This window comes from Nocardia sp. NPDC004711 (assembly GCF_053601595.1).
This window is the reverse complement of the sequence record NZ_JBSGCB010000032.1, coordinates 31367-51618: the sequence shown is the minus strand read 5'-3', so window position 1 is coordinate 51618 and position 20252 is coordinate 31367. Positions and strand designations below refer to the sequence as shown.

At 67.4% G+C, this 20252-nt stretch carries 20 protein-coding genes; 12 read left to right on the top strand and 8 right to left on the bottom strand.

Annotation, left to right across the window (positions count from 1 at the left end; all coding sequences use genetic code 11):
- Positions 1–419: 419 nt before the first annotated feature.
- On the top strand, positions 420–1688 hold the full coding sequence (locus ACWEKS_RS29595) for a glycosyltransferase 87 family protein (protein ID WP_452343116.1): 1269 nt from the start codon (positions 420–422) through the stop codon (positions 1686–1688).
- A 17-nt stretch (positions 1689–1705) separates the two neighbouring features.
- On the opposite strand, the gene ACWEKS_RS29590 is transcribed toward ACWEKS_RS29595, so the two are convergent.
- The gene (locus ACWEKS_RS29590) at positions 1706–2713 is read right to left on the bottom strand and encodes an LLM class flavin-dependent oxidoreductase (RefSeq protein ID WP_452343115.1); all 1008 of its coding nucleotides are present in this window, start codon (positions 2711–2713) and stop codon (positions 1706–1708) included.
- A 130-nt stretch (positions 2714–2843) separates the two neighbouring features.
- A complete protein-coding gene (locus ACWEKS_RS29585; RefSeq protein WP_452343114.1) occupies positions 2844–3686 on the bottom strand; it encodes an NAD(P)H-binding protein in 843 nt (280 codons plus the stop codon).
- A 131-nt stretch (positions 3687–3817) separates the two neighbouring features.
- On the opposite strand from ACWEKS_RS29585, the gene ACWEKS_RS29580 reads away from it, so the two are divergent.
- From ACWEKS_RS29580 to ACWEKS_RS29550, 7 genes are read left to right on the top strand one after another with little or no spacing between them, the layout of a single operon-like run.
- On the top strand, positions 3818–4660 hold the full coding sequence (locus ACWEKS_RS29580; protein WP_452343113.1) for a helix-turn-helix transcriptional regulator: 843 nt from the start codon (positions 3818–3820) through the stop codon (positions 4658–4660).
- Complete coding sequence (gene sufB / locus ACWEKS_RS29575; RefSeq protein WP_452343112.1) at positions 4657–6093, top strand: Fe-S cluster assembly protein SufB; 1437 nt, start codon at positions 4657–4659, stop codon at positions 6091–6093. Before ACWEKS_RS29580 ends, sufB begins: the two co-directional genes overlap by 4 nt.
- The gene (sufD, locus tag ACWEKS_RS29570; protein ID WP_452343111.1) at positions 6093–7271 is read left to right on the top strand and encodes a Fe-S cluster assembly protein SufD; all 1179 of its coding nucleotides are present in this window, start codon (positions 6093–6095) and stop codon (positions 7269–7271) included. The genes sufB and sufD overlap by 1 nt, the downstream gene beginning before the upstream one ends.
- 37 nt (positions 7272–7308) lie before the next feature.
- On the top strand, positions 7309–8106 hold the full coding sequence (gene sufC / locus ACWEKS_RS29565; protein WP_452343110.1) for a Fe-S cluster assembly ATPase SufC: 798 nt from the start codon (positions 7309–7311) through the stop codon (positions 8104–8106).
- Entirely contained in the window at positions 8107–9360 is a 1254-nt protein-coding gene (locus tag ACWEKS_RS29560; RefSeq protein ID WP_452343109.1) for a cysteine desulfurase, read from the top strand.
- Between the two features lie 3 nt (positions 9361–9363).
- Positions 9364–9837 carry a Fe-S cluster assembly sulfur transfer protein SufU gene (gene sufU, locus ACWEKS_RS29555; RefSeq protein ID WP_452343108.1) on the top strand — a complete coding sequence of 158 codons (474 nt, stop codon included), beginning with the start codon at positions 9364–9366 and terminating at the stop codon, positions 9835–9837.
- Between the two features lie 2 nt (positions 9838–9839).
- Positions 9840–10196, top strand: a complete 357-nt coding sequence (locus ACWEKS_RS29550) for a metal-sulfur cluster assembly factor (RefSeq protein ID WP_354846745.1) — start codon at positions 9840–9842, stop codon at positions 10194–10196.
- Positions 10197–10642: 446 nt separating this feature from the next.
- On the opposite strand, the gene ACWEKS_RS29545 is transcribed toward ACWEKS_RS29550, so the two are convergent.
- Entirely contained in the window at positions 10643–11731 is a 1089-nt protein-coding gene (locus tag ACWEKS_RS29545; protein WP_452343107.1) for an ADP-ribosylglycohydrolase family protein, read from the bottom strand.
- A gap of 315 nt (positions 11732–12046) precedes the next feature.
- Between ACWEKS_RS29545 and ACWEKS_RS29540 the strand changes: the two genes are divergently transcribed.
- From ACWEKS_RS29540 to ACWEKS_RS29525, 4 genes are all read left to right on the top strand, one after another.
- On the top strand, positions 12047–13021 hold the full coding sequence (locus ACWEKS_RS29540; protein WP_452343106.1) for an NAD(P)H-dependent flavin oxidoreductase: 975 nt from the start codon (positions 12047–12049) through the stop codon (positions 13019–13021).
- Positions 13022–13170: 149 nt separating this feature from the next.
- The gene (gene lexA, locus ACWEKS_RS29535) at positions 13171–13833 is read left to right on the top strand and encodes a transcriptional repressor LexA (protein WP_452343105.1); all 663 of its coding nucleotides are present in this window, start codon (positions 13171–13173) and stop codon (positions 13831–13833) included.
- A gap of 52 nt (positions 13834–13885) precedes the next feature.
- Positions 13886–14341, top strand: coding sequence for a DUF4189 domain-containing protein (locus tag ACWEKS_RS29530; protein WP_354846753.1), 456 nt, complete (start codon positions 13886–13888; stop codon positions 14339–14341).
- A gap of 111 nt (positions 14342–14452) precedes the next feature.
- The gene (locus ACWEKS_RS29525; RefSeq protein ID WP_452343104.1) at positions 14453–15076 is read left to right on the top strand and encodes a hypothetical protein; all 624 of its coding nucleotides are present in this window, start codon (positions 14453–14455) and stop codon (positions 15074–15076) included.
- A 2-nt stretch (positions 15077–15078) separates the two neighbouring features.
- Here the strand turns inward: ACWEKS_RS29525 and ACWEKS_RS29520 are convergent, their stop codons facing one another.
- The 5 genes from ACWEKS_RS29520 to ACWEKS_RS29500 form a co-directional block, all read right to left on the bottom strand.
- Positions 15079–16071, bottom strand: coding sequence for an SMP-30/gluconolactonase/LRE family protein (locus tag ACWEKS_RS29520; protein ID WP_452343103.1), 993 nt, complete (start codon positions 16069–16071; stop codon positions 15079–15081).
- 102 nt (positions 16072–16173) lie between these two features.
- The gene (locus ACWEKS_RS29515) at positions 16174–16668 is read right to left on the bottom strand and encodes a hypothetical protein (protein WP_452343102.1); all 495 of its coding nucleotides are present in this window, start codon (positions 16666–16668) and stop codon (positions 16174–16176) included.
- Between the two features lie 30 nt (positions 16669–16698).
- A complete protein-coding gene (locus ACWEKS_RS29510; protein WP_452343101.1) occupies positions 16699–17283 on the bottom strand; it encodes a GNAT family N-acetyltransferase in 585 nt (194 codons plus the stop codon).
- Positions 17284–17358: 75 nt separating this feature from the next.
- Positions 17359–18267, bottom strand: a complete 909-nt coding sequence (ku, locus tag ACWEKS_RS29505) for a non-homologous end joining protein Ku (protein ID WP_452343100.1) — start codon at positions 18265–18267, stop codon at positions 17359–17361.
- Positions 18268–18504: 237 nt separating this feature from the next.
- Entirely contained in the window at positions 18505–18969 is a 465-nt protein-coding gene (locus ACWEKS_RS29500) for an aminoacyl-tRNA deacylase (RefSeq protein ID WP_452343099.1), read from the bottom strand.
- Between the last annotated feature and the right edge of the window lie 1283 nt (positions 18970–20252).

Below are 20252 nucleotides of genomic sequence, written 5' to 3'. Positions count from 1 at the left end.
CGACAGCGCGAATCCGGCCAGGGCAGTAGGGAATACGCGCGCGGCCGAGCGCGGGGGCCGGATGGTCGGCGAAGCGTGAACCAGGCAGCGAAGACGACGACGTAGCGACTCACCCCCAGGCGATCAGGGTGAAATTGGCGAGATCGAACCGCCGGGCGCGACGAACCCGATCATGCGATGGCCACGCGCCGTCTGTGGCGCGGATCCGCCCGGAGGGCCGGCCCGCCCGCGTGCACAGGCTATTCAGCACCGCGACGACCGCGAAGACAGCGTTGTCCGGCGCCACGACCGAGAGGGACCACTCGGACGCGCCGAATCGAACCCTGTTGCGCCGCAGGAGTAAATAGGGGCTCGCGGTCGGGGAATCCTGTCACTACGGTCGGGCGGGCAATCTAAACCCGGGACCATGGGGGGTGCGCATGCCGTTGCCGGCCATCGATCAGGCGGCGGCCGCGAATCAGGCTGCGCCGCAGCGGCACTCGATTCCCCTGGTCGTGGTGTGGCCGGTAGCGGTGCTGGGCGCGCTGGCCGGGGCGTATTGGCTCCACCTGGCGATCGTGGCACCGCGGATGGCGCTGCACCTGGTCGACCTCGATGCCTATCGGATTGCGGCGGATCGGGTGGTGCACGGTGTTTCGGTGTACGACACACCGCTGCACGGCCATACGCGCGGGGTCTGGGAGTTCGTCTACACACCGTTCGCGGCACTGGTGTTCGTGCCCCTGGCGGCATTGCACGGAGCGGCGTTCACCTTGGTCGGCGGGCTCGCGAATTTCCTCCTGCTCACCGGATCGGTGTGGGCAGCCCTGTCGGTGCTGGGCTATCGCCGCGACCGTCGCATGCTGATCGTGGGACCGACCGCTGCCGGGCTGCTGCTGTTGTGCGAGCCGATCCGCGAGACCATGGCGTTCGGCCAGGTCAACATGTTGCTGCTGCTCCTGGTCCTGGCCGATATGGCCTTGCCCGATTCGTCACCCGTGAAAGGCCTACTGACCGGCATCGCGGCCGGTATCAAGCTGACTCCGGCGTTCTTCATTCTCTACCTGCTGGTGACCCGGCGATTCCGGGCCGCCGCCACCGCGACCGGCGCTCTGGTGACCACGATGGTGATCGGTCTGGCTGTGCTGCCGAAGGATTCACTGACCTTCTGGAGCGGCGGGTTCGCCGACCCCTCCCGCGTCGGCGCCCCCGAGAACCCGGACAACGAATCGCTGCGCGGCATGCTCGCCCGCTCGCTGGGTTCGGGTGGGGGCATCCAATTACTGTGGCTCGCAGCAGCTCTCGTCATCACTGCCGTCTGCCTTGGGCTGGCCCGCCGTCTCTCCGGAACCGGCCGCGAACTTCCCGCCGTGGTCCTGTGCGGCCTGACCAGCACCGTCGTCTCCCCGTACAGCTGGATCCATCACTGGGTTTGGCTCGCGCCCCTGCTGATCTACCTGGCCCACCTGGCGAATCGCCACCGCTCCGCTCCCACCGTCGCCGGCCTGCTCGCCGTCTTCCTCGTCTGTTCAGGCGGTATGTTCATCCTGTTCGGCGTCCACCGCGAGAGTGTCTTCGACTTCCCGAACCGGGGCCCTGTGGCCCTCTTCGACCACAATGCCTTCATCTGGCTCGCCCTGGCCCTGTTCGCTGTCACCGCCGTCGCTCTCCGGCGAAATACTCCGGCGGCGAGCGACGGGCCGGCATAGAGGTCGGCTGATGTCCTTCAGCGCGTGACGGATTCGCGTGCTTCCATCGCAGCACCGGTCAGCTCGATCGAGCGCACCCGGTCGTCGACGTTCTGGGCGTGATGCGCCGTGATGAGTTCGTCGGCCTGGATGCCGGCCGCGAAATCCTCCAGGTACGCCACGACGTCGGCGGGCGTGCCGACGGCCGTGTACGTGGTCATCCTGGCCAGGTGACGGCCATTGGGCGAGGCCAGGAAGGCGTCGATCTCCTCGTCGGAGAAGTCCATGCCCGCCGCGCCGCGCTTGATGAACGCGCGGGTGCGCGCCCGGTAGGAAATGGTCTTCTGCTCCTCGGCCTGCGCGCGATCCTCGGCCGCGAACACATTGACCCCGGCCATGACATACGGCTCGGCCAGTTGCTCGGAGGGCCGGAACAGGTCGCGGTATTCGCGGACGGCCTCGTGCAGGGAGTCGGGCGCGAAGTGCGAGGCGAAGGCGTAGGGCAGGCCCAGGTGCGCGGCCAGCTGCGCGCCGAACAGCGACGACCCCAGAATGTAGAGCGGCACAACGCCTTCGGCGCGCGGCACCGCCTGAATGCCCGGAATTCGCGAGTTCCCGGTCAGGTACCCCTGCAACTCCAGCACGTCCTGCGGGAAGGTGTCCGCCGAGGACGGGTTACGCCGCAGCGCCCGCATGGTTTCCTGATCGCTGCCCGGCGCGCGACCCAGCCCGAGGTCGATGCGACCCGGGTACAGCGATTCGAGGGTGCCGAACTGCTCGGCGATCACCAGCGGCGAGTGGTTCGGCAGCATGATTCCGCCCGCGCCGAGCCGGATGGTCTCGGTATGCCCGGCCACGTGGCCGATGAGCACGCTGGTCGCGCTGGACGCGATCGACTTCATATTGTGGTGCTCGGCGTACCAGACCCGCCGGTACCCGCTGCGTTCCGCCGCCTGCGCCAACGCGACGCTGTTCTGGAAGCTGTCACGCGCGGTCTGACCGGGCGCGATCACCGCCAGGTCGAGGAGGGACAGTGCGATGGGCATGCTGGCACCGGCTTTCGAGTTTGTCGTGTTCTGGACGGCGGGCGCTGTTGTACCCGCACCCCAGTGATAATTCGATTGTCATCGAACTTATGCCCGCGCCGCACCGAGCCGCCATCGGGCGACCGGTCGGCTACCGGAATTTCTCCACATGCTCCGCGGCCCAGTCCCGGACGTCCCGCGCCGGCCGCCCGGTGAGGTCGGCCACCGTCGTCGTGACCAGATCCGAGCGTGGCCGGAATTCGGCCATCGACAGCAGTGATTCGATCAGCCGCGCCGGCAGTCCGGCCCCGGTCATCGATTCCCGCGCCGCCTCCAGCGGCAGCGCCTCGAACCGCAGCGAACGACCCAGCACCTCGCCGATCGCCGCGACCTGATCCGCCCGCCCGACCACCTGCGGCCCGGTCACCAGGTATTTCCGCCAGGTATGCGAGTGATCGGTGAGCAGTCGTGCCGCCACGGCCGCGATATCGCCCTCGTGCACCACCGCGCTCGGCGCGACCTCGGTCCCGCGCACCACGTCACCGGCGCGAATCTGCCCCGCCCAGCCCAGCGCGTTGGAGGCGAGGGTGTCCGCGCGCAGCACGGTCCACGGCAGCCCCGAGGCCTCGATGAGCGCCTCCATCTCGGCATGCAACTGTGGAATCAGATCCGATTGCGGCCCTTGGTCGTTCACTGTCGTGGACGACAGATACACGACGCGCTGGGCGTGCCCGGCGAGTACCTTCAGTACCTGCGCCGCGCCCTCCGTCCCATGGAACGGCCACACCAGGAACACCGAGTCGACCCCGGCCGCGGCCGCGGCCAGCGATTCCGGCTCGGCCAGATCCCCGGCCACCACCTCGACTCCGGGCGGCAGGCCGGCGGTCTCCGGATCGCGAGCCAGCGCTCGTGTCCGGACCCCTGCCGCGACCAGTTGGGCAACTACCTGCCGGCCGACGTTTCCCGTCGCACCCACCACGAGCACACTGTTCACGTCTTCGGAAACCCACCGTGACCGGGTCGAATTTCCTAAATGCCCGGATATATATGGTGGTCCGAATCACACCCGAACCCATCGCCCCAGGTCGCGAAGATCAGGTCAGGTGACCCTTACTGGAACGTGGGATGGAATTCCGTCACACTGATGTTGTGAAAACCGTGGGTTTGCGGAACGCGGAACAGGCCGGGCACCAACACGAGGGTGCCCGGTCCGTTGTCGTGCCCGTGCCGGCGGGTGAGGGCCATACCCGGGAAGCCGTCATCAAGCTGCTGCTGGAGGAGGGCCCGATCACCGCGACCGCTATCGGCGAACGCCTGGGCCTGAGTCCGGCGGGCGTGCGCCGGCACCTGGACGCGCTCATCGAATCGGGCGAGGCCCGCGCGATGCAGTCGGCGCCCTGGCAGCAGAAGGGCCGTGGTCGTCCCGCCAAGCAGTTCCAGCTGACGGCCACCGGCCGTGGCCGCCTCGGGCACGCCTACGATGACCTCGCCGGAGCCGCCATGCGGCAGCTGCGGGAGATCGGCGGGGATAAGGCCATCGCCGAGTTCGCGCGCAAGCGGGTGGCGACCATCGTGTCCGGGGTCGACGAGCTCGCCGGGCACACCCCGGCCGAGACCGAGGCCAAGGCGGAGGAGATCGCGGACGCGTTCACCGACGCCGGATTCGCGGCCTCGACCCGGAAGGTCGGTGCGGGCGTCCAGATCTGCCAGCACCACTGCCCGGTCTCGCATGTCGCCGAGGAGTTCCCGGAGCTGTGCGCGGCCGAGCTCGAAGCCTTCCGGGAGATTCTCGGTACGCACGTGCAGCGCCTGGCGACCATCGCCAATGGCGACTGCGCCTGCACCACGCATGTACCGCTCGTCGCAGTGCCCCCCATATCGAATACCGCTCAAAAGAATTCCGCATCGACCCCCGTTGCGCAGCCCGCAACGACTTCTACAGATGACTCCGGAAGGAGTGCCGAATGACGACGACCACCGACCAGGTGCAGCCGCTGTCCCAGGAAGAGACCATCGCGTCCCTGGGTACCTACGAGTACGGCTGGGCCGACAAGGATGTCGCCGGTGCCAGTGCCAAGCGCGGCCTGTCCGAGGACGTCGTACGCGACATCTCGGCGAAGAAGAACGAGCCCGAATGGATGCTCGACTTCCGTCTCAAGGCACTGCGCATCTTCGACAAGAAGCCCATGCCGAGCTGGGGCTCCAACCTCGGGGGCATCGACTTCGACAACATCAAATACTTCGTGCGCTCGAGCGAGAAGCAGGCCGCGTCCTGGGAAGAGCTGCCCGAGGACATCAAGAACACCTACGACAAGCTGGGCATCCCGGAGGCGGAGAAGCAGCGGCTGGTCGCGGGTGTCGCCGCGCAGTACGAGTCCGAGGTCGTCTACCACTCCATCCGTGAGGACCTGGAAAAGCAGGGCGTCATCTTCCTCGACACCGACACCGGTCTCAAGGAGCACCCGGAGATCTTCCAGAAGTACTTCGGCTCGGTCATCCCGTCGGGTGACAACAAGTTCTCCGCGCTGAATTCGGCGGTGTGGTCGGGTGGTTCGTTCATCTACGTGCCGCCGGGCGTGCACGTGGACATCCCGCTGCAGGCGTACTTCCGGATCAACACCGAGAACATGGGTCAGTTCGAGCGGACGCTGATCATCGTCGACGAGGACGCCTACGTCCACTACGTCGAGGGCTGCACCGCGCCGATCTACTCCTCGGATTCGCTGCACTCCGCGGTGGTCGAGATCATCGTGAAGAAGGGCGGCCGCTGCCGCTACACCACCATCCAGAACTGGTCGAACAACGTCTACAACCTGGTGACCAAGCGCGCCAAGGCCGAGGCGGGCGCGACCATGGAGTGGGTCGACGGCAATATCGGCTCCAAGGTGACGATGAAGTACCCGGCCGTGTGGATGACCGGTGAGTACGCCAAGGGCGAGGTGCTCTCCATCGCGTTCGCCGGTCCGGACCAGCACCAGGACACCGGCGCGAAGATGCTGCACCTGGCGCCGCACACCTCCTCGACCATCATCTCCAAGTCGGTGGCGCGCGGCGGCGGTCGTGCCTCCTACCGCGGCCTGGTTCAGGTGAACAAGGGTGCGCACGGCTCGAAGTCGACCGTGAAGTGCGATGCGCTGCTGGTGGACAACGTCTCTCGCTCCGACACCTACCCTTACGTCGACATCCGCGAGGACGACGTGACGATGGGCCACGAGGCCACGGTGTCGAAGGTGTCCGAGGACCAGCTGTTCTACCTGATGAGCCGCGGCCTCACCGAGGACGAGGCCATGGCCATGATCGTGCGCGGCTTCGTCGAGCCGATCGCCAAGGAGCTCCCGATGGAGTACGCCCTGGAGCTGAACCGCCTGATCGAACTGCAGATGGAAGGAGCCGTCGGCTGATGACGGTCGAGAATGTTGCCGTTGCCGCCGAGGGCCGTGCGCCCGCCGTCAACAAGGGTGAGGTTTTTGCGTCCTTCGACGTGGACGCCTTCGAGGTGCCGTCCGCGCATGACGAGGCGTGGCGCTTCACCCCGTTGCGTCGCCTGCGTGGCCTGCACGACGGCACCGCCGTTCCGGACGGCCGGGCCGTCGTCGAGGCGAACGCTGTCGAGGGCGTGACGGTGGAGACCGTCGGCCGTGACGACGCTCGCCTGGGTGTCGCCGGTACCCCCACCGATCGCGTTGCCGCGCAGGCGTACTCGGGTTTCGAGCAGGCGACCATCGTGTCGATCGGCGCGGAAACCGAAGTGGCCGAAGCGGTCGTCGTCACCATCACCGGTCCGGGAGAGGGCAAGACCGCTTACGGGCACACCCAGATCCGACTGGGCAACTTCGCGCACGCGAACGTGGTCCTCGACCAGCGCGGCAGCGGAACCTACGCGGAGAACGTGGAATTCGTGCTCGGCGACAGCGCCAAGCTGAATGTCATCGTCATTCAGGACTGGGCCGACGACGCCGTGCACGCGACCGCGCACCACGGCAAGCTGGGCCGGGACGCCACCCTGCGGCACACCAATGTCACCCTCGGTGGCGATCTGGTGCGCCTGACCGCGACTGTCCGCTACGACGGTCCGGGCGGCGACGCCGAGCTGCTCGGCGTGTACTTCGCCGATGACGGCCAGCACTTCGAACAGCGCCTGCTGATCGATCACGGGGTGCCCCACTGCAAGTCGAACGTGCTGTACAAGGGTGCGCTGCAGGGCGATCCGTCCTCCAGCAAGCCGGACGCGCGCACCGTGTGGGTGGGCGACGTGCTCATTCGCGCGGCGGCCGAGGGCACCGACACCTACGAGGCCAACCGCAACCTGGTCCTCACCGATGGCGCGCGCGCCGACTCGGTGCCGAACCTGGAGATCGAGACCGGCGAGATCGTCGGCGCCGGACATGCTTCGGCCACTGGGCGTTTCGATGACGAGCAGCTGTTCTACCTGCGCTCGCGCGGTATCACCGAGGAGGCGGCGCGGCGTCTGGTCGTGCGCGGCTTCTTCTTCGAGATCATTCAGAAGATCACGGTCCCCGAGGTCCGGGAGCGGCTGGAGGCGGCCATCGAGGCCGAGCTCGCCGCTGTCGGCGCCTGACACCAACTTCCCATCCCCGCAAAGGAATTCGAATTCGATGACCACCCTGGAAATCAACGACCTGCACGTCGAGGTCGCCAACCCGGACGAGAACGCCGAGCCCATCAAGATCCTCAAGGGCGTCAACCTGACCGTGAAGTCCGGTGAGACCCACGCGATCATGGGCCCCAACGGCTCCGGCAAGTCGACCCTGTCCTACGCCATCGCCGGGCACCCCAAGTACACCGTCACCCAGGGCACCATCACCCTCGACGGCGAGAACGTGCTGGAGATGTCGGTCGACGAGCGGGCGCGGGCGGGCCTGTTCCTGGCCATGCAGTACCCCGTCGAGGTCCCGGGCGTCTCGGTCTCGAACTTCCTGCGCACCGCCGCCACCGCCGTCCGCGGCGAGGCCCCCAAGCTGCGCACCTGGGTGAAGGAAGTCAAGGAGGGCATGTCCGAGCTGGACATCGATCCGGCCTTCGGCGATCGCTCGGTCAACGAGGGTTTCTCCGGCGGTGAGAAGAAGCGCCAGGAGATCCTGCAGCTGAGCCTGCTCAAGCCGAAGATCGCCATCCTCGACGAGACCGACTCGGGTCTGGACGTGGACGCGCTGCGGATTGTTTCCGAGGGTGTGAACCGTTACAAGGAGCGGGAGACCGGCGGCATCCTGCTGATCACCCACTACACCCGCATCCTGCGCTACATCCAGCCGGACTTCGTTCACGTGTTCGTGGGCGGCCGCATCGTGGCCGAGGGCGGCTCCGAGCTGGCCGAGGAACTCGATGCGAATGGCTACGTGCGCTTCACCTCATCCGCGGCGAGCCGCGAATCAGATTCTGTCGTAGGAGCCTAAATGACCAGCACCGTGGGGACTCTCGACATCGCCAGGATCCGGGCCGACTTCCCGATCCTGAGCCGGACCGTGCGCGACGGAAAACCGTTGGCGTACTTGGATTCCGGTGCGACGTCGCAACGTCCGCTGCAGGTGCTCGACGCCGAGCGGGAATTCCTGCTCGAACACAACGCGGCCGTGCATCGCAGCGCGCACCAGCTCGCCGAGGAGGCCAATGAGGCCTACGAGGCGGCGCGCGCGGCGATTGCGGCGTTCGTCGGCGTCGGCGCGGACGAGATCGTGTACACCAAGAACGCGACCGAGTCGCTGAACGTGGTGGCCTACGCCTTCTCCGACGACCGATTCCCGTACCGCGTCGGGCCCGGCGACGAGATCGTCATCACCGAGCTCGAACATCACGCGAATCTCGTGCCGTGGCAGGAGCTCGCACGCCGGACCGGTGCGACGCTGAAGTGGTACGGCATCACCGACGAGGGTCGCATCGACCTGGACTCGCTGGAGCTGTCGCCGGCCACCAAGGTGGTCGCCTTCACCCACCAGTCGAACGTGACCGGCGCGGTCGCGGATGTCGCCGAATTGGTGCGCCGCGCAAAGGAAGTCGGCGCGATCGTGGTGCTGGACGCCTGCCAGTCGGTGCCGCACATGCCGGTGGACTTCAAGGCGCTGGGCGTCGACTTCGCCGCCTTCTCCGGCCACAAGATGCTGGGTCCCTCGGGTGTCGGCATCCTGTACGGCCGCCGTGAGCTGCTCGAGGACACCCCGCCGTTCATCACCGGTGGTTCCATGATCGAGACCGTGTACATGGATCACTCGACCTTCGCTCCGCCGCCGCTGAGGTTCGAGGCGGGCTCGCAGATGATCTCGCAGGTCGTCGGATTGGGCGCGGCTGTCCGGTATCTGAGCGAAGTGGGCATGGAAGCCGTTGCGGCGCACGAGCACTCGCTCATCGGCGCGGCACTGGAGGGCCTGGGCGAGATCGACGGCGTCCGCATCATCGGCCCGACCGAGAACGTGAACCGCGGCGGTGCGGTGTCGTTCCTGGTGGACGGTGTTCACGCCCACGACGTCGGCCAGATCCTCGACGACCAGGGTGTCGCAGTCCGGGTGGGTCACCACTGCGCGTGGCCGCTGCACCGGCACTTCGGTATCGCCGCGACCGCGCGGGCCTCGTTCGCGGTGTACAACACCCTCGACGAGGTCGATCAGCTGGTGGCCGCGGTGCGGAAGGCCCAGAGCTTCTTCGGAGTTGCATAGAACATGCGCATGGAGCAGATGTACCAGGAAGTCATCCTGGACCACTACAAGCACCCGCACCACCGAGGGCTGCGCGAGCCCTTCGGCGCCGAGGTGCACCACGTCAACCCCACCTGCGGTGACGAGGTGACGCTGCGTGTGCACATCGACGGCAACGGCGACGTCAAGGACGTGTCCTACGACGGCCAGGGTTGCTCGATCAGCCAGGCGTCCACCTCGGTGCTCACCGACCAGGTCATCGGCCTGCCGGTGCAGCAGGCGCTGAAGGTGGTCGAGGCGTTCGACGAGATGGTCACCAGCCGCGGCACCGTCGAGGGCGACGAAGAGGTGATCGGCGACGGCATCGCGTTCGTCGGCGTCTCCAAGTACCCCGCCCGCGTGAAGTGCGCGCTGCTGGGCTGGATGGCGTTCAAGGATGCCGTGGTGCGGATAGCCTCGGCCGAGGAAGCCAAGAAGACGATGGGTAACGGGGAGTAGAGATGAGCGAAACCGACCAGCAGGCCAAGGAACTCACCCCCGAGGAGATCCAGCACCTCGAGGATATGGAGGAGGCGATGCGCGACGTCGTCGACCCCGAGCTCGGCATCAATGTCGTCGACCTCGGCCTGGTCTACGGCATGACCTTCGAGGACGGCATCGCCAAACTCGACATGACCCTGACCTCCCCGGCCTGCCCGTTGACCGACGTCATCGAGGACCAGTCCCGCAACGCCCTCGTGCGCTCCGGCCTCGCCGAAGACCTCCAGATCAACTGGGTCTGGATGCCCCCGTGGGGCCCCGACAAGATCACCGACGACGGCCGCGAACAGCTGCGCGCCCTCGGCTTCACGGTCTAGCGGGACCAGCAATCCGCCGACGATGCGGGCCGATCCGATACGGATCGGCCCGCATCGTCGTTTTCGGCTCGAGTCCATAGTCATTCGGCTGACCGGAACCACTGTGTGATAGTCGGATCCAGCAGGGAGTGATCCCTGACGAGGCCATCGACCTGCCTCCCGCCGCCGGCTTCGACCCGTCGCGCTACCGGGTCGGCCCCGGCCATCCGCCCGCCACATCATCGCCCGCCTCCGCGCTGCGGCATCATGGACGACTGAGTCGTCCGGCTACCGAGCCATGACGCTGAACCGAAAGAATGGTCGGCCCACCGTGTTACGGTCGGCCGACGTTTTCACTGGGGGAGGAAGCCTTGTCCTACGGAATCATGCCCCTATGTCGTTGACCTGGAAGGGATTCGGCGATTCGGTTCGTACGGTCCGGAATTCGTGGACGACGCACTTCCCGATCACTGGTCGAGGCCTCGGTCGAGGGGGTAGCGGTCGGCGAGGGCCGTGCGATCGTCGTAGAAGAAGTTGAGGACGAGATCGTCGGCGACTCGGAACAATTCGTCGCGACCCTCGACGGCGGCCACCCATTCCATGGGCAGGGCCTCGAGGCCGTGGATGGCGCCGATGAGGTTGCCTGCCACCGCGCCGGTGGAGTCGGAGTCGCCGGAGTGGTTGACCGACAGCAGGAGCCCGGCGCGGATGTCGCCGGTGCGGTAGGTGTGCAGTGCGCAGTACACGGCGATGGCCAGGCACTCCTCGGCGCACCACCCCGCGCCGATTCGCTCCAGCCGCTCCGGGGTGGGGTCACCCAGGTGCGCGGTGGTGAGGGCGGCGGCCAGGGCGGTGATCGTCTCCGCGCTCGCGGGCATCGGGGCGAGCCGGGAGATGGTGTCCTGCACCGCGATCGGTAGTTCGGTTCCGGACAGGACGCTGTCGATCAAGATGGCGAGGGCACCCGCCGCGAGGTAGCCGGTCGGGTGGCCGTGGGTGAGCTGGGCGCATCGCATGGCGGTATAGAACGCGCGGTCGGCGCCGAATCCGGCCAGCCCGAACGGTGCCGACCGCATCACGGTCCCGCACCCCTTCGACTTCGGATTCACCGGCCCCGGCTCCCCGAACTCCAACGGCGGCACGAACCCCTCGGCCTGCCGCCGCAGCCCGGTCAGGCAGGCATTGCCCGGAGACCGCATGGCATACAGGAATCGATGCCCCGCCAGCCACCCGTCCACATCGGCCGCAGGTTTCTCCTGCTGTTGAGTATCCCGCCACCGCAGGTAGGCGCGTCGCAACACCGGCGCGGGGTCCGCACCCCGCGGACAGCGCAGCAGCCCCTCTGCGGTGAACAGCGTCATCTGGGTGTCGTCGGTAATCTGCTGTGGCGCGGCCGGATCCGGGCCGGGCAGGAATCCGGTGACCCCCGCCGCCCCGTACCGCCCCCGGATCTGCTGCAGCGACAGAAACTCGATCGGCCACCCCAGCGCGTCCCCGATCGCCCCACCCAGCAGCGCCCCGCGCACCCGGTCGAACAGCCTCTCGTGATCTTGCACGCCACCCACCCTATGCGCGTCGCCCGCAGAGCTGTCACCATGCGTTGCATCCGTCGCGGGCAGGACCTGGCGACGGCGGCCCGGCAAGCAGGTCCCTCTGGCTCGTATCCCGCTGCCGGACAGCCTTTCCGAGTCGGTGGCCGTCGGTCGTCCTGACCGACGGCAGTGCCGACTACGCCTGCCGCACCGTCCAGATCCTGGGCGCGAAGGCGTGGCCGCGCTTGTTCTGACCGGTGTCGCCGCGGGCGTGGCGCTACCGTGGGAACCGGCGTGGGCGGCTCGCGGCCACGCGTTGGTGCGGAAGCGGAGGGGCCCATGGCATTACGCAGTGCGTTCACCGAGCTGCTCGGGGTGCAGTGTCCGATCGTGTCGGCGCCGATGGGTGGGTCGGCCGGTGGGGCTCTCGCCGCAGCGGTGTCCGAGGGCGGCGGGCTCGGGATGGTCGGGGGTGGCCGTGCCGATGCGGAGTGGGTCGAGCGGGAGCTGCGGATTGTCAGTGAGCGGACCGGAAGGCCTTGGGGGATAGGGTTTCTTGCCTGGGGTGCGTCCCGGTCGGTGGTGGAACTGGCGCTGACCTACCGGCCGCGGGCGGTGATGCTGTCGTTCGGGGATCCGCGGCCCTTCGCCGGGGCGATCCTGGCGGCGGGCGCGGTTTTGATTGTCCAGGTGACCGATATGGCCGAGGCGGAGCGGGCGGTGGCGGTGGGGGCGGATGTGATTGTGGCGCAGGGGACCGAGGGCGGTGGTCATGGTGCGCGGCGGGGGCGTTCGACGTTGAGCTTCGTGCCGGCAGTGGTCGATCAGGTTGCGCCGGTTCCGGTGCTCGCGGCGGGCGGCATTGCGGATGGGCGGGGGCTGGCGGCCGCGTTGACCCTGGGGGCGGCGGGGGCTCTGATCGGTACACGATTCCAGGCCAGCATCGAGACGCTGGCGGATCCCTTCGTTGGCAAGGCCATTGTCGAGGGCCGGGGCGAGAACACCGAGCGCAGTAGCGTGCTGGACATCGTGCGCGATGCGAACTGGCCGCCGGAATACACCGCGCGCACGCTGCCGCACCCGATTCTCGACCAGTGGCGCGGGCGCGAATCCGAGCTCATCGGTGATGAGGATGCCCGGCGGGCGTACCGCACGGCGGTGGCGAGCGGGGAGCTGCCGCCGACCCCGGTGTGGGCGAGCGAGGCGGTCGATCTCATCGACAGTGTGCAACCGGCGGCCGACTTGGTCGGCGCCATCGCCGCCGAGGCCGAGGCGGCACTCGCGCGGGCCGCGGCTGGTCGTTCCCGGGAGTGACACTGCCGGTAGTCGCCGGCAATGACACGGCCGGTAGTTGGCGGGAATGACGCAACCGGTCGTCGCCGGAATGACGCAGCCTGTCGTGACCGGGAGGGACACGGCCGGTCGTGGCCGGGAACAGCCGGTTCGGACCGTAGGATTCTCCGGTGACCTATGACGACTTCGACGGGTTCGAGCATCTCGACACCTCCACATTGCCGGAGCGGCAGCAGCGGATTCTGTGCAGTATTCGCGATTGGGTGCAGCGGCACGGGTATTCGCCGAGCACCCGGGAGATCGGCGATGCGGTCGGACTGAAGTCGGCTTCGTCGGTTTCGCGGCATTTACGCGAATTGGAGGAGCGGGGGTTTCTCAAGCGTAGTGACTCGGTGACCCGGCCCATGGATGTGCGGCTGTTCCTGCGGGCGGCCGGGCCGCAGCGGCAGCAGGACGAGAATTCGGTGCCGGTGCCGGTGGTGGGCGATATCGCGGCCGGTACGCCGATTCTGGCCGAGGAGCACACCGACGACGTGTTGTCCCTGCCGCGCGAGCTGGTGGGCCGCGGCACCGTCTTCGGCCTGCGGGTTCGCGGTGACTCCATGGTCGACGCCGCCATCTGTGACGGCGACATCGTGGTGGTGCGCAAGCAGCAGGAGGCGCACACCGGCGAGATCGTGGCCGCCATGATCGACGGCGAGGCCACGGTCAAGGTCTACCGCCGCGCCAATGGTCATGTGTATCTGGAGCCGCGCAATGCGGCCTACCCGGTGATCGATGGCGACCATGCCCAGGTGCTGGGTAAGGTTGTCTCGGTCATGCGCAGGGTCTGAGCGTCTGGCATGATGACGGCCGTTATTACCTTCCATCCCCGGGGAGTATCGAATGTCGTTGCTGCGCAAGGCCGGTGTAGGCCTCGCCGTTACGTCGATGGCCGCGATCGGCACCGTGGCCGCCGGAACCGCCTCCGCGGCGGACAGTGAACCGGTCTTCGTCGCCACCTCCGGTGACCTGTACGGCGCGCTTGCGCTGTCCAAGAGCACCGGAAACGTCGCCTATGCCGTGAACTACGGCAGTTGGGACAGCGCGGACAGCACCGCCGTGGACAAGTGCGGCGGCGGCGATTGCGCGGTCGTCGTGCACTTCGCCAATGCCTGCGGCGCGGTCGCACAGGGCGCCGACACCCGCTTCGGCTGGGCGTGGGCCCCGTCCAAGGTGGAGGCCGAGTCGGCCGCCATCAACGTGCTCGGCAAGAGCGCCCCGGGTTTCCCGGACACGGGGTCGTCCTCGCCGCGCCAGGCCAAGGTCATCCTGTCGGCGTGCACCGACAACGCGAGCTGACCGATCGCGAATCACCCAGGCGCCACACCGGATTCGTCCGGTGTGGCGCTGTTTTGTTTGCCGGACCCCATTTTCCAGCAACACTCCCGGCCGGACGGAGATGATTTCCCCGTGGACGACATCACCTACGAGGACACCCGGTTCGCCATGCACGCGGCGGCCGAACTGCTGATCGCCGGCCCGCAGTACCGCCGATTCGGCAGTATCCGCATGCGTATCGTGCTGGGCGGCTTCACCGGCATCAAGTGGCCGGTGTCGGTGACGGGCACCGATCTGGTGTGGCCACAGGGCCGCATCCGCCTGCACGGCACCTACAGTGACCTCGCTTCGACCGCCGGGTTCGCGGCCGACGCCCCGCCCGCGGGCCTGTATGCCGATGGCACCCGCATGGATCCGGACGAACCCTTCAGCGTCGACGTCGACGCCGCTACCACGGTGCACGACTGGTTCGCGGTGGGAGACATTGCATTACGGCGCTTCGCCGAGGAACAACCGGTGCTGTGGCCCGAGCACTTCGATCTGTCCGCCGCGGTCGACGAGGTGAATTACGGTGTCTCCCCAGGGGATTGGGACAACCCGCAGCCCTACGCGTATGTCGGGCCGTGGACCCGGCGCCAGGGCGAGTTCTGGAACACGTCCTTCGGGGCGATGCGCCCGCGCGCCGAGGTGGCGACGGTCGAGGGCCTGCTGGAGTTCTTCCGGGAGGGCAGAGCCCGCGCCGCGCAGGACAATTGATGTCAGCGCAGGTGCGCCTTCAGCACATCGCCGCCCTCGGTACCGAGGATGAAGGTGTGGTCGTCGGACGGGTCGACGGCCACGGAGGTCAGCGGCTGGCCCGACAGCAGCGTGCAGCTGGTGTGGGTGACCGGATCGGCCCGCACGAATTGCCCACTGCCGGTGGCGATGTAGAGCAACCCATCGGCAGCGATCGCCAGATCGTCGGGGAGCAGCGGTGCGGTGAGCGGCGCGGGCGCCAGATCGACGGCGACACCGGCCCGGGCCGGATCGTCGATGGGCAATGCGACGATGCGTGCCGTGGGGCTCTCCAGCAGCGTCACATAGAGGATGTTCCCGGCCGCGGCGATCCCGTCGGCGCCGGATCCCTTGGCCGCCAGCGCGTTCCGGGCCCGCTCGGTCCACTCGGTGTCGAGGGTCCCGTCCGGCCGGATCCGCTCCACGGTATTGGCGGTGGTGTCGGCGACGAACAGATGCCCGGCCGCATCGAAGACGGCCCCATTGGCCTGGCCGAGCCCGGAGACGAAGACTTCGGGCCGCGGGACGGCCGCGGCGGGATCGAATCGGAGCACGCCGCCCTGCCCGGTGAGCCCGGCGAACGGTGAATTGCCGTATGTCACGTACATCAGCCCGTCCGGGCCGAGCCGGACCGCGCCCGGGCTCGACACCGGCACGCTGACGACGAGGTGACCATCCCGGTCGTACCGTTCCACCGCATTGCGGTAGGTGCGCGCGACCCAGACGTCTCCGGCCGCGTCGAATCCCAGATTCTCCGACCAGTCGCCCACCGGCGTGCGGGTCGGCAGGCCCATCGCCAGCTCGGCGGGGGAGCAGGAAACCGGGGTGGCCGTGCCGGGTACATCGGCGGCGACCGGGCCGGCCATCGCGACGGGTCCGCCCGCGGCGATGGCCAGCACGAGGGCCATGCCCAGTCCGGCGCGTCGTCCCCTGGGATCCGCTTGCGGCGCAGCTACTTCCGATCGCGGCTCCGGCATCGAGGCGTTCCCTTCCCTGGGCGGTGGTCGCGGCCAGCGTATATCGCTTGGTCCAGCCCGGCAATGATCTCTGGGCCGACATTTTCGGAGGTCAGGCGGCCGTTACGACGCGGCGGGGTGGGTGGGTAGCTGTTCGGTGGAGCGTTCCGCCAGTGCCGCTTCGACATTCGCGATGCCGGCCCGCACTCCGAGCCCGTAGCCGTCCTCGTCGAGGGCGTCGAGCCGGTCGCGGGCGTCGTCGAGGTGGCGCTGGGCGGTGTCGAACGCGCCCAGGCGGCGATAGTTGTCGGCGAGATTCAGGTGTAGCGACGGATAGAAGCCCCGGACACTCAACCCCGCATGGTGGGCCTGGGCCCGCTCGTCGGTCAGCGTGTCGGCGGCATCGAGGGCCCGGATGTCCCAGGTGAGCGCGTCCGCCGCATGCGTCTGGAGGTCGGCCAGGAAGTGGGCGAGCGAGACCCGGTGCAGCGGGTCGCCGCCCGCGCCGATGGTGTCCCACAGCGCGGTCAGCTGCTTCCGCGCCGTCGCCGTATCACCTTGGCGGCCAAGGGTTACGGCGTCGTTGATGGCGGTCATGGTCTCGTCGACGGCGGTCATGCCCGCGACCGTAGCGTCAGGGTCCGACAACTAGCGGGCGGGCCGCCCGTGCCGGCCGTCCCCGGTGATCCGGCCGCGCCGGATGAGATCGCGCTTGGTGCCGGGTCCGAGAGTGACCTGCTCGTCGGCCCCGGCCCCGGCCACGGCCTCGTCCGGATTGGGCCGCACGAACAGTGTCACCGTGGTGCCCTCGGTGAACCCGTTCCTGCGCATCATGGACGCCGAGGCCGTGTTGTGGTTCTCCACGTCGGTCACGATGCGGGCCGCGCCGTGCCGGAACAGCAGATCGCAGCACGCGGTCATGAGCCGGCCCGCGACACCGCGCCCCTGCATATCGGGCGCCACGGCGATCCACTCCAGGTATGCCCAGTCCTCGCGCAGCTCGAATTCCATGGAGGCCAGCACGAATCCGACGACCCGATCCGAATCCACCGCCACCCAGCAGGACCGGCCGGCACTGTCGAGGTGCTCGGCCACCGAGGTCAGCGACCACGAGGTGTAGGGCTTGGCCTGGGTGTCGAACACCTGGTAGCCGAGGTCGATGACCTGACGCAGATGCCCGAGTCCCATGGGCACGACGGCGATGTCCGGATGGCTGGATATGTCGGAATCCATGCCCGACAGTTTGCCAGGTGGGTGCTGGCTACCCGGGCGCCCGCCGGGTAGCGAGGCCGCGCGGGTGGCGTGCTATCACGCGCCCTTGCGGGTCTGTTTGGCCGGAGCCTTCTTCGCGGCTTTCTTGGCGGGCTTCTTCTCCGCGGTCGCCTTCGCAGCCTTGGTGGCCTTGGCCGGCGCGGCCGGTGCGGTACCCGCCTTGCGTCCGGAGGCTTCGAGACTGCGCTGCAGGGCCGCGACCAGGTCCACGACCTCGGCATCCATAGCCGGAACCGCTGCCTCGGGCGCCCGGGTGACCTTGCCGGAACCGCTGGCGATCGCCTCGTCGAGCAGCTTCTTCAATTCGATCTGATATTCGTCCACGTACAGACTCGGATCGAAATCGTCGGACAGCGTGTCGACGAGCGTCTCGGCCATCTGCAATTCCTGGGACTTGGGCTCGGTCACGTCCTCGAGCTTGTCGAACGCCACCGCCCGCACCTCGTCCGGCCACAGCAGCGTCTGCAGCACCATTACCCCGTCACGCACCCGCAGCGCGCCGAGCCGGGTCTTCTGGCGCAGGGTGAAATGCACCAGCGCCACCCGGTCCACTCGTTCGAGGGTCTTCGCCAGCAGCACATAGGCTTTCGGCGTGGTCGAATCGGGTTCCAGGTAGTAGCTCTTGTCGAAGAGGATCGGATCGATCTGCTCCGACGGCACGAATTGCAACACTGGAATTTCGTGTTTCTCGGCCGCCGGAAGTTTGGCGAAATCCTCGTCGGTGAGAATCACCCGATCCCCGTCGGGTGATTCGTAGGCCCGGTCGATATCGGAATACTGCACCGGCTGCCCGTCCACCGTGCACAACCGCTCGTAGCGAATGCGCCCGCCATCGGCGGCGTGCACCTGGTGGAACTTGATGTCGTGGTCCTCCGTGGCGGTGTAGACCTTCACGGGGACATTCACCAGTCCGAACGCGATGGAGCCCTTCCATATGGACCGCATTCGGCAAGAGTACGTCGTCCCAGGTCAGCGTTCTACCGCACCGCACCGGGACCTGCGGATTTGCCCTGGTCGTTGGTGGTTGTTGGTGAGCGTTAGGCGGCTTGAGCTCGCGGGCCCGATGACAGGTGCCGCTACAACGTGCCGTCCGGCCTGCGTGCTCGCAGGCTCTCGAGAACGGCTCGGAACCCGGTCCACTGCGTGCGGTCATGCACTGGTTGCGGCTCGAGACACGATGCGCTACATCCGGTACGAAAAATGCGCGACTTCGGCCGTTTCCATCAGCAACAGGAATTCGCGCTGCGCCATATGGATGAGCGCCTCGTGATCGCCGGCCTCGAAATAGACCTCCGGCTCCAGCGCCAGATCCTGCTCGAGGAACGTCTGCATGCCGTAGGCCATGCAGATCGGCGGCAACGCGCCTGTATCGCAGTCCGTGAACAGCTTGTGCAGCTCGGCTTCCTTCGCGAGCACCAGATGCCGTCCGGTCCGCGCCCAGAGATCGGCCAGGCGCACCGCTTGCGTCGCCGGTAGCACGGCTGCGACATAGCCGTTGTCGTCTTCGAGCAGCACGGTTTTCGCGAGGCGATCGCCGGGGATGTGCGCCGCCGCGGCCGTCTGCAGGCTCGTATCGCTATGAGGGTGGTTCACGACTTCGTACCGCGAGGATTTCTGACGCAGGCAATCCTGCAGGGTGGGAGACATGGACATGGCACCCCTCGTCTCGACGTCTCGGGTGAATATTGTGTTTGTGCCGGTGTCGTTCAGCATAGATCGCATTCGCACGTATGGAATCACGTTGCACCCTTTGCCTTCACATCGGCCCAAGCCTGGCGATCAACCCCGACGCCTGGATTATCGAGGGCGGCCAGCAGCCTTGCTCGGGCCTGCGACCCCGCTCACCCCGAATCTGCCCCGGATCGCGTCGAGCCCTTCGGCCGGAGAATCGAGAGGCGATGAATCGTGTGTGTCGTGTGCGCATTTCGCCTCGAAAGCGAGTCGTGTGCAATTGGCTGTCGTATGGTCTCGGTGACTCGCGGGGAAGCGCGTTGGCAAGGCATCTTGCAAATCTGCTTATGGGTAGCTGACTTCGCCTGATTGAAGTGAATTCATATCGGGACGCCTATGTCCATAGGGAATGCTGCGAATGGCACGAATCGGCATATTTTAGCGGGCTAATGTTTCTGCACCCCGAGCTCGCCCGCTACACCGCCGCCGAACTCATGGCCGCGTGAGCCCGCTGGTACCGCGAGCCGGCATACAACTTCATCGACTGCCTCCGCCGCTACGACCGTCCCTTCGCCGACGTGCAGACCACGTGGCCCTCTACTCCCCGAAAGCCGAAGCAGCATGACCACCACCGAACCCTCCTACCCTGCCCGCCGGCTGATCGCCCTGCTGGTGTCAGCCCTGGGTGTCCGGCGTCGAATTCATGCACTGCAGGCGATCGGCTACAGCTACCGCGACCTCGGCGACCATTCCGGAATCCGACCCGAATCGTTTCGACGCCTCACCGATGTCCCACAAGTGCTGGGACGCAGCGGGTTCCTCATCGCCGAGCTCTACGACCAATCCGGTACACCCGGACCGTCTCGCCTGAGCGATCGCCGGTTGTCAGCAGTTGTTGGGTTCGCCATATTTGACGACGGACAGGACTGCGTCGCCCTCGCCGAAAGGGGCTCCCGGGGAGCCAATGTGGCGCGTATCATGAACTGTTGCAAGGAGATTCACCTCTCCTATGTCATCAACAGGGTCATCGACATGAGCTGCTCCCGACGCAGAAGGGTCTGCCGCCACACGGCGGCCGATATCGCACCCGCGTTACCCCGAATGGTCTGTGCTCCAACACATCTCAAGCCACCGAGCATGTGGCTCGTCCCACACGATCAGCGGTTCGGGGGTGCGGCCTGGACGCGCGGGTGCATCCAGGCCACCCAGCCCCCCCGCAGGCGTGCCTGCCCAGGTGCGCCGGGGCGCGTGGGTGCCGG

Excerpts from the sequence above, each read along its gene's own strand:
- ACWEKS_RS29500 (WP_452343099.1), bottom strand. The coding sequence starts at position 18,969 with ATGTCTCCCACCCTGCAGGATTGCCTGCGTCAGAAATCCTCGCGGTAC.
- ACWEKS_RS29520 (WP_452343103.1), bottom strand. The coding sequence starts at position 16,071 with ATGCCGGAGCCGCGATCGGAAGTAGCTGCGCCGCAAGCGGATCCCAGG.
- sufU (WP_452343108.1), top strand. The coding sequence starts at position 9,364 with ATGCGCATGGAGCAGATGTACCAGGAAGTCATCCTGGACCACTACAAG.
- ku (WP_452343100.1), bottom strand. The coding sequence starts at position 18,267 with ATGCGGTCCATATGGAAGGGCTCCATCGCGTTCGGACTGGTGAATGTC.
- ACWEKS_RS29590 (WP_452343115.1), bottom strand. The coding sequence starts at position 2,713 with ATGCCCATCGCACTGTCCCTCCTCGACCTGGCGGTGATCGCGCCCGGT.
- ACWEKS_RS29560 (WP_452343109.1), top strand. The coding sequence starts at position 8,107 with ATGACCAGCACCGTGGGGACTCTCGACATCGCCAGGATCCGGGCCGAC.
- ACWEKS_RS29510 (WP_452343101.1), bottom strand. The coding sequence starts at position 17,283 with ATGGATTCCGACATATCCAGCCATCCGGACATCGCCGTCGTGCCCATG.
- ACWEKS_RS29530 (WP_354846753.1), top strand. The coding sequence starts at position 13,886 with ATGTCGTTGCTGCGCAAGGCCGGTGTAGGCCTCGCCGTTACGTCGATG.
- ACWEKS_RS29540 (WP_452343106.1), top strand. The coding sequence starts at position 12,047 with ATGGCATTACGCAGTGCGTTCACCGAGCTGCTCGGGGTGCAGTGTCCG.
- ACWEKS_RS29515 (WP_452343102.1), bottom strand. The coding sequence starts at position 16,668 with ATGACCGCCGTCGACGAGACCATGACCGCCATCAACGACGCCGTAACC.
- ACWEKS_RS29595 (WP_452343116.1), top strand. The coding sequence starts at position 420 with ATGCCGTTGCCGGCCATCGATCAGGCGGCGGCCGCGAATCAGGCTGCG.
- sufC (WP_452343110.1), top strand. The coding sequence starts at position 7,309 with ATGACCACCCTGGAAATCAACGACCTGCACGTCGAGGTCGCCAACCCG.
- sufD (WP_452343111.1), top strand. The coding sequence starts at position 6,093 with ATGACGGTCGAGAATGTTGCCGTTGCCGCCGAGGGCCGTGCGCCCGCC.
- ACWEKS_RS29580 (WP_452343113.1), top strand. The coding sequence starts at position 3,818 with ATGGAATTCCGTCACACTGATGTTGTGAAAACCGTGGGTTTGCGGAAC.
- ACWEKS_RS29550 (WP_354846745.1), top strand. The coding sequence starts at position 9,840 with ATGAGCGAAACCGACCAGCAGGCCAAGGAACTCACCCCCGAGGAGATC.
- sufB (WP_452343112.1), top strand. The coding sequence starts at position 4,657 with ATGACGACGACCACCGACCAGGTGCAGCCGCTGTCCCAGGAAGAGACC.